The following is an 8,088-nucleotide window of genomic DNA, read 5'->3' on the forward strand; positions in this document are numbered from 1 at the left end:
GGAAATTTGAGAGGAGCTGTCCTTAGTACGAGAGGACCGGGATGGACGCACCGCTGGTGTACCAGTTGTTCTGCCAAGGGCATAGCTGGGTAGCTATGTGCGGAAGGGATAAGTGCTGAAAGCATCTAAGCATGAAGCCCCCCTCAAGATGAGATTTCCCATAGCGTAAGCTAGTAAGATCCCTGAAAGATGATCAGGTTGATAGGTTCGAGGTGGAAGCATGGTGACATGTGGAGCTGACGAATACTAATAGATCGAGGACTTAACCATATAATATGTAGCAATGTTATCTAGTTTTGAAGGAATATGCCTTCATAGTTTGGTGATGATGGCAGAGAGGTCACACCCGTTCCCATACCGAACACGGAAGTTAAGCTCTCTAGCGCCGATGGTAGTTGGGACCTTGTCCCTGTGAGAGTAGGACGTCGCCAAGCAAGCTTAAGACGAGTCAGAATGACTCGTCTTTTTTGTATGCTTTCATACCTCTATCAATTGCATTTTTAACCCCTTCTAAATAAGAAAATCCATATTTTTTATCTGGCTCTAAGTAAGTTCCTTCCGCCCACTCATTCCATGCGTTAATAAATAAAAACTCGCTGTTATAAAAAGAGTAAGTTCGATGAATTTGCTTGCTTAAATATATGGTGAATTTTTCAGGGGTAGAACCTACAAAGATGCTGCTATTCGCGTTTTTACGTCGTGCAGTATTATCCCAATCAACAAAAGCACCAGGAAATGTTTTTTTCTTTGGGAGCGATCGTTGTAATATATACATCCATACTTTATCGTAGTCCCAAACATTTAATTGCATATCAGAATCATATATTACCTTATTTATGTCTGAAGAGCTATCATGGGCAATTGTATAGAAAGGTTCAAACTGAATGCTAGCATCGAATCCATTTATATTAGGTAGTGGAAAACTGTTTAATGTTTCAGCAAAGTATATACCTTTTAAACCATTTTCTCGCGCTAATGCATTCCAGTAATTAAGCATTTTTTCACAATCAGGAATATGTCCTGGACGATAAATAATGAATAGGGGTTTATTATCTATATAAATATATCTCTCATCTTGGAAAGCTTGTAATAAATAATCAAAGTGTTCCTTCCAATCAGATATATCTCCGTAGTCTTGAGGCATTAATATATGTTTATCGAGACCATCCCAAGATTTTGTCCATGGTTCATTTGCCCAAGAAAGACAAAAAGGGAAGTCAGGTTCTTTCATCTTTAGTACCTCATTAAAGGGGGTTTCTAATAGTCTTTTTCCCTTAAACCAGTAATGATAATAACAAAAACCATATATACCGTATGCTTTAGCGATTTTTGCTTGCCACGTTCTTACGGAGGGGGTAGTTAAGTCATAATAAAAATCTTGATAAGGTTCCCTAGGTTGATAATGTCCTGAAAATAAAGGTCGTGCACTTTTAGTATTTGTCCATTCAGTAAATCCTTTCCCCCACCATCGATCATTTTCTTTAATTTGATGGAATTGTGGTAAGTAAAAAGCGATTATTTTCAAGTTATATCCCCCTTATGTTATTCGTAGTTCAAGTAGTGGGAAGTTACTAGTGATTTATTAAATCACTGAATTATATAGTATTTAGAAATTTTTTACACATTTTTTACTAATAAAAACATGTAAAAATTCAGCATCTAGCCCTAGTGATCTATCCTTTTGTAAATAAACAATTGTATACATGTTTGCATGTGTATAAATATATTCAATCATATCCTGCCCCCAATCGAACGTTACTAAAGATCCATTCTCATCAATAGGGTTTCCATGATAAATGGGCTCTTCAATATATTCAATCACCTCTTTATTCATTCTTGCTCTTTGCACAGTTTTTGTGAGTGTATGATACCAAGGGACAGTAAATACATGAGCACCGCCAGGTTTTAATACTCGTTCTATTTCTTTAAAGGCTTTGTTTGGCGTCATTACATGCTCAAAAACGTCTTGAGTAATGAATAAATCAAAAGATTCATTTTCAAAAGTCATGTCTTCTAAGTTCTCACATCTAATACCTTGAAAGTATTGGCCAAGAGGATAATTTTTAAAGTATTGAGAATAAGTATAGTTTTTACAGTTTTTTAATAGTAGCTGAGTCGTAATTCCTCCAGGAGAGGATTCGTGAATATTATAGGAACACCATTTTGGAAAAAATGTATGTAAAGCATGGATTAAAGCTCGCTGCCTTGGTATAGAGTTACATGTAGAACATAAATAATGATCTCTAAGCCAATCATTATGCTCTATAAATGTAGCTTTCTTTTCGCAAATAACGCAGTACCCATTATTGTGTTTCAAATTGATTTCCACACGATATCCCTCCTATGTTAATAAATGCAATCTATGTATGGAAAGTATGATACACGTCAACAATCAGCGAAATCAAAGGAAATGGGTGAAAGTTAGGTATCTCTTAAAATTACGATTAGGGAAAGAGAATAATTAACTCCCACTCGAATTAAAGTTTCACTTTATGCTATGCGATGTATCAGCTTTTATTCGTGGGAAAATGTATAGACTTAAAATATCCCTTTCGTGTATGGGTACATTTCAAAATCCTGTGCGTATATTTCTGTAACTAAGTCCATAGTTTCTTTATCATAAAAGCTTTCGTATGTTGGAAATCGGGGAAAGCCTGGATCTGTAATGCTAAGTTCTGCATAGCTTCCTGCATAAATCATCTTGTGAGCGCGATGATGATCTGAATTTGTAAGAAGTGCTAAATTAGATTTTGTTAAATCGTACATGTGTTCTATCTTAGTGATTTGTGTATTAAAATCTTCTAAAGGAATATAGCATTGAATGAAGTTTTCTTCACCAGGGACGTATTGTTGACTAAAATGTATATCTAATGCTAGGGAATTGGAACCGAATGCCTGAACGTAATATAAAAATTGTTTAAATGATATTCCTTGATTACTATATTTATCATTATAAAAATAATGATGGATGCTCTCCCATTGTGGGCTAGCATATGGATTGTCAGCAAGTAATAAAAATGAGCTGACAGCCCTTGTATAAGGATTTCGTACAAGTTTACAAACATTTTTTTTAGCCTCTAGAAGACTATTTTGTAATTGTTGAATGTAATTTGTACTGTTTTTATACACCCAGAACTCATAGTAATGAATAAAGTCATTGTATTTCTTTGCTTCAGTAAATAATCCAATTTGAAAAAAGAACCAATTAGCTAATGAGGTGCATCCGCTTCTATGACTCCAAAATAGTATAAGGGGAAAGTCTTTATGGTAATGGGGAATTCGATCTTTATGTAGGATTACATGATTTAAAAGTTCTTGATTTATATTTTTCATGAGTTTCACACTCCTTTTTTGAGAACCTTGTGTATTTAGAAGTTTTTTTATGGGTTAAACAAGTGAGGATTGTTTATTAAATATATTCATGGGGATGAGTAAATATTATGAGTGTTTTTGCAGTCAACCTTAATAAGGAAGCTATTCTAAAATGAAAATAGAAAATAAAGATAATGAAAATTTATAACAAACATACAATGATAAGAGGATGAATAATCAAAATGATCCAGTTTATTTGTGTATATTTTTAAGTTTGACGATAGGAAAAATTTATTACTAGAGAGATGATATTATGAGGAAGAATAATTATTTAATAGTAGGTGGAAATAGTTTCATTGGTATCAACCTCGCATTGGGTTTATTGAAACAGGGGCAAAATGTAAAAGTATTTTCCAGACATATAAATAATTTTCCTCAAAATATTATAAGTGAAGTTGAATTTATTAAAGGTGATTTAGAAAATGTTGAGGATATATATAAGGCTTTAGTGAATATAGATATTATTATTTATTTAGCTGCGACGTCTAACGTAGCAACTTCAATTGAAGACGTTTTTGGCGATATTAATAGCAGTCTATTTTTTCTTAATTTCATGGAAAGTGTTAAAGAATTTCGTATTAAAAAAATTATATTAGCTTCTTCGGGAGGCACAGTTTATGGTGAACCTGAATATTTGCCTATTGATGAGAAACATCCATTAAGACCACTTTCCCCGTATGGAATAACAAAAGTTTCGCTGGAGAATTATTTGTATTTTTATAAGAAAAAATATGGAATAGATTATGTTGTATGTAGATATTCTAATCCGTATGGAAAATACCAAAACCCTTTAAAAAAAGTTGGGGCGATAAATTGTTTTTTGTACCAGCATCTCAGTAATGAAAGGATTCATATATATGGGAATCCAGAGGAGATTATTAGAGATTATATTTATATCGATGATTTAGTTGAAATTACTATACAACTAGCACAATTAAATCAATTGAAATCTTGCGTATACAACATAGGGAGTGGCAAAGGTCTTTCTTTAAAACGAATTATAGTGGAATTAGAGAAAATAACAGAAAGAAAAGTGGATTTTATCTGTTACAAACAAAAACAAGAGAACGTTCAAAGAATCATTTTAAATATTGATAAGGTAAAACAAGAATTGAATTGGGAACCTAAAATAGATTTTAAACATGGGATTAGATTAAATAAGCTATGGATTGAAGAGTTCTTATGTAGTAAAAAATAATAACCCACGCTCTACTTGTATATAAGCAGAGCGTGGGTTATTATTTTATTTCTTTTTCTATAACCCAAAGGTCTTGATGTTCCCACCAAAATCCTTCGGTATACTTTTTAATAATTGGGTTATGGGGTAATAATTTAATTTTGTCACACACGTAAGAGGGGCTAACTATCGTTTGTCCGTATTGATTCACATCTAAATCAAATTGTTCACTAGAAGAGAGAAACCAATAGCCCTTTTCATTTAAATTTGGAAACCCGAAGTATTTTTTGCTTTGATAGCCATGGGTTGTGAAAATGAATAAACCACCAGGTGAAACAGCGTTATACAATGTTTGCAGCCAACGAAACCAAGTTGTATCAGGCATATGAGAGAAAAAGGATAGACAAAAAACGATATCGTATGTAGAGGAGTCCAATTTTAACTGTTCAGGCTCAGGATGAGATAATATAGAAGAATTATTTAATTTGTTTTCAATAAAGGAAATGGCCTCTTCGTGTATATCGCAAGCGGTTATACTCAAACTCGTTTGTAGATTTAATAAATGACGTGTTACGCAGCCGTATCCGGATGCAAATTCTAACAATTGAATTGGATTGCCTGTAGGAGGATAAAGGGAAGTAATTAAGTTTAAGAGTATTTGTGCTGAGTTTTTCCCATCTTTAAAGTAGTAATCTATCGCTTCTTTTTTTGATGGGAAGACAGGATTAGTGACAATGAACTGAAAGATATGATCCTCAGGATGGATACTTGCATTTACATTATAGCTGTGTGCGATTTGAGAAATTAAATCTTTATGTTCCTCTATAAAGTCTTTCAAAGAGTATTCCCCCCTTGAGTAATAGTAGTAACTTACAAGAGATATTGATGGCATAGAAAGCACATGTTTAAATTTTTAAGTATGCTTTAAGATACTTTCTATATGTATACATTTTCATTTTAGAAATGTCGTGGATAGTAAATTTTTCTTTAATGAAATTTTGCATTTGCACAACTTCATTGTAATGGGAGTATGAATCTTCTGTTCTCGTTACGCTATTTAAATGTCGTCTATGATAGTTTAAGGGGGCTGGATTGAAGTAAATATCTCCCTCTGTAAGAAGAGAAACATAGAAGAACCAGTCGCCAGCTATTTTGAACTTCTCTAACTGTTTTTCCGTTTTCTTCATATCTATATTTTTAAAAACTACACTTGAAACATTAGGTATAGTGTTTTTGATAAGTAACGTATCTTGTATTTCTTCGACGCCTTTTCGAAAATAGGGGGCTTTCCATTTTTCTTTATCGATATCATTTGTGTAATTTAAATAATGATTAGCCAATACATTTCCTTGTTCATCTATTTGTTTTGATTGTGTGTAACTTAAGGTAATATTGTTATTTATATAAAACCCCTGTATCACCTCTTGTAAAAATGTCTTATCGCATAAGTCATCGGCCTCTGCGATCCAAATATAATCACCAGTTGCTGCAGAGACTCCTTTTATCCATTGTTTAAATACAGAACCAGAGTTTTTATCATTAATAATCTGTTGAACCTTCAGGTGGGTCTTATTTTCTTTTGAAAGCAGCTTTTTAAAAGTTGATACGCTATGATCAGTGGAGGCATCGTCTAAGAAAATTAGTTCGTAAAGAGGGTAGGTTTGGTTTAATATTGATTCGATTCGATCAGGTAAGTATTTTTCATAATTATAGTTCGGCATGATTACACTTATCTTTTTGTAATTATGTTCGAGAAGATCTAGTAATTGATAAATGTAATTAAGAAAATTGAAGTTTTTTTCGATAAGTTCTTGGCCAAAGCTTCCCTTTTGTAATCGTAATCCCTCATCATGAATAAATTCATATATTTTTTCTAGCATTTTGGGTAAATTTAAAAAGTCTACTAAGGCACCAGTTTTTTCTGTAACAACATCTTCAAAACCTCCAGCATTTTTAAACCCTATAACAGGAAGTTTTGCATCTAATGCTTCTAAAACAACATTTGGAAAAGGATCTTCCCTTGAAGTTAATAAGTATAAGTCAGCCCCAGCGTTATATAATCCGATATCGGGAGTAGGATCGACTAATGTGAAATGTGCTTTATATTTAGGGGGCAGTGTATTCAGGAATTGAACGTCTGTTCTCCCTACCCAAATGAAATGAATATCCTTGTGAGTCTTTCTTACTGAGTAAGAGATAAGTGAGAATAAATCTATCCCTTTCCGATAATCTGCGAAGCCTACACCCAAGATGATTTTGCTATCTAGAGGCAGGTTAAGCTTCTTACGTAACTCATTTCTAGCTTTTGCAATATTGTTCTTATAAGGATTGTGGTTAAACAAACCTTGAGGGAGAATGTGACATTTTTGAGGATCCAATTCAGTGATTGTACGAAATTTTTCATATACGTATTGTGAAGGGAAGACAACTTTGTAAGCAAATTCAGCGATGTTTTTAGCTTTCCCTTCAGCAGAGTACTGTTGTATTAAATGCGGTAATTCATGTATTAATGAAACAACTTTTATATTTTGTCTAGCTAGTAATGCGACGATATCGCCACTTATGACAGTGCTACATATGGCGAGGGTAAAATTCTGTGATAATAAATCCTTTATTAATAATTCGACCTTTTCTTCTGTTTGAAAACCTTGCTCGAGACAATAAACAGGACCGTACTTTTGAAAATCGGGAATTAAAATACCGGATCCAATAGAAATAATTGCAACAGAGTAATCAAAGTTTTCTTTAAGAGCCTTAATAGTATGTAAAGAAAGTAGCTGTGCTCCGTGGAAATGGGCATCATGGGATACATAAATTATCTTTTTATTAACATGCATTTCATAACGCCTCCTAAGGGTATTAGATTTCTTTCCTTTTTTAAAGGTAAAGAAGAGAAGTGTTTTATTTATAATCCCCCTAGAGATGAGCAGGAGGGAGAACGTACTAAAAGAAAAAATACTATCCTTAATATATATTTACTTGGTCTCACATTCATTCTTTAGAAAAGTATTAGTATTAAGTTAGAGAGTGTAGGCTGCAGATTGTTAATTTGAATACATAAGTTTAAGAAGTTCTAAGGATGTGTTAGAAATTAAGAGAGGGCAAAGCTTTTATGATTTATAAAATAAAAAAGATAAAAGGTATTGACGATTGATCTACAGGGGTGTAATATAGAACAAGTCGCCGATGACAATAACGTCGCAAGCGACAAACGAAATGAAAAACTTAGTTGACATCAAATAACGAAAGTGTTAACATAAGGAAGTCGCAAATGAGCGGCTAAGTAGTTCTTTGAAAACTGAACGAAACAAACAACGTGAAACGTCAATTTTTATTTTAGATGCTAGACAAACTAACTTTATTGGAGAGTTTGATCCTGGCTCAGGATGAACGCTGGCGGCGTGCCTAATACATGCAAGTCGAGCGAATGGATTAAGAGCTTGCTCTTATGAAGTTAGCGGCGGACGGGTGAGTAACACGTGGGTAACCTGCCCATAAGACTGGGATAACTCCGGGAAACCGGGGCTAATACCGGATAA

6 protein-coding genes and 3 rRNA genes are annotated in these 8,088 nt (G+C 33.6%); 4 read left to right on the forward strand and 5 right to left on the reverse strand.

Features of this window, described 5'->3' with window-relative positions; genetic code table 11:
• Both HMPREF1014_RS28830 and rrf read left to right on the forward strand, forming a co-directional pair.
• Positions 1 to 270, forward strand: a 23S ribosomal RNA gene (locus tag HMPREF1014_RS28830); the annotation flags it as partial.
• 48 nt (positions 271 to 318) lie between these two features.
• A 5S ribosomal RNA gene (gene rrf / locus HMPREF1014_RS28835) occupies positions 319 to 434 on the forward strand.
• 14 nt (positions 435 to 448) lie between these two features.
• Here the strand turns inward: rrf and HMPREF1014_RS28840 are convergent.
• The 3 genes from HMPREF1014_RS28840 to HMPREF1014_RS28850 form a co-directional block, all read right to left on the reverse strand.
• A complete protein-coding gene (locus tag HMPREF1014_RS28840) occupies positions 449 to 1,525 on the reverse strand; it encodes a glycosyltransferase WbsX family protein (protein WP_000691002.1) in 1,077 nt (358 codons plus the stop codon).
• An 81-nt stretch (positions 1,526 to 1,606) separates the two neighbouring features.
• Entirely contained in the window at positions 1,607 to 2,329 is a 723-nt protein-coding gene (locus tag HMPREF1014_RS28845) for a class I SAM-dependent methyltransferase (protein ID WP_000405114.1), read from the reverse strand.
• Positions 2,330 to 2,538: 209 nt separating this feature from the next.
• On the reverse strand, positions 2,539 to 3,333 hold the full coding sequence (locus HMPREF1014_RS28850) for a sulfotransferase family 2 domain-containing protein (protein ID WP_000790053.1): 795 nt from the start codon (positions 3,331 to 3,333) through the stop codon (positions 2,539 to 2,541).
• A 292-nt stretch (positions 3,334 to 3,625) separates the two neighbouring features.
• Here HMPREF1014_RS28850 and HMPREF1014_RS28855 point away from each other — a divergent pair, with 292 nt between their 5' ends.
• Entirely contained in the window at positions 3,626 to 4,570 is a 945-nt protein-coding gene (locus HMPREF1014_RS28855; RefSeq protein ID WP_001230829.1) for an NAD-dependent epimerase/dehydratase family protein, read from the forward strand.
• 40 nt (positions 4,571 to 4,610) lie between these two features.
• On the opposite strand, the gene HMPREF1014_RS28860 is transcribed toward HMPREF1014_RS28855, so the two are convergent.
• Positions 4,611 to 5,387 carry a class I SAM-dependent methyltransferase gene (locus HMPREF1014_RS28860; protein ID WP_000651234.1) on the reverse strand — a complete coding sequence of 259 codons (777 nt, stop codon included), beginning with the start codon at positions 5,385 to 5,387 and terminating at the stop codon, positions 4,611 to 4,613.
• 67 nt (positions 5,388 to 5,454) lie between these two features.
• Complete coding sequence (locus HMPREF1014_RS28865) at positions 5,455 to 7,386, reverse strand: glycosyltransferase (protein WP_000558366.1); 1,932 nt, start codon at positions 7,384 to 7,386, stop codon at positions 5,455 to 5,457.
• Between the two features lie 521 nt (positions 7,387 to 7,907).
• On the opposite strand from HMPREF1014_RS28865, the gene HMPREF1014_RS28870 reads away from it, so the two are divergent.
• Positions 7,908 to 8,088: ribosomal RNA gene (locus HMPREF1014_RS28870) — 16S ribosomal RNA — on the forward strand; the annotation flags it as partial.

Source organism: Bacillus sp. 7_6_55CFAA_CT2 (genome assembly GCF_000238655.1).
GTDB lineage: Bacteria > Bacillota > Bacilli > Bacillales > Bacillaceae_G > Bacillus_A > Bacillus_A cereus.

Bases quoted from the DNA above. Each gene is read 5' to 3' on its own strand.
- HMPREF1014_RS28850 (WP_000790053.1), bottom strand. From the start codon at position 3,333: ATGAAAAATATAAATCAAGAACTTTTAAATCATGTAATCCTACATAAA.
- HMPREF1014_RS28855 (WP_001230829.1), top strand. From the start codon at position 3,626: ATGAGGAAGAATAATTATTTAATAGTAGGTGGAAATAGTTTCATTGGT.
- HMPREF1014_RS28865 (WP_000558366.1), bottom strand. From the start codon at position 7,386: ATGCATGTTAATAAAAAGATAATTTATGTATCCCATGATGCCCATTTC.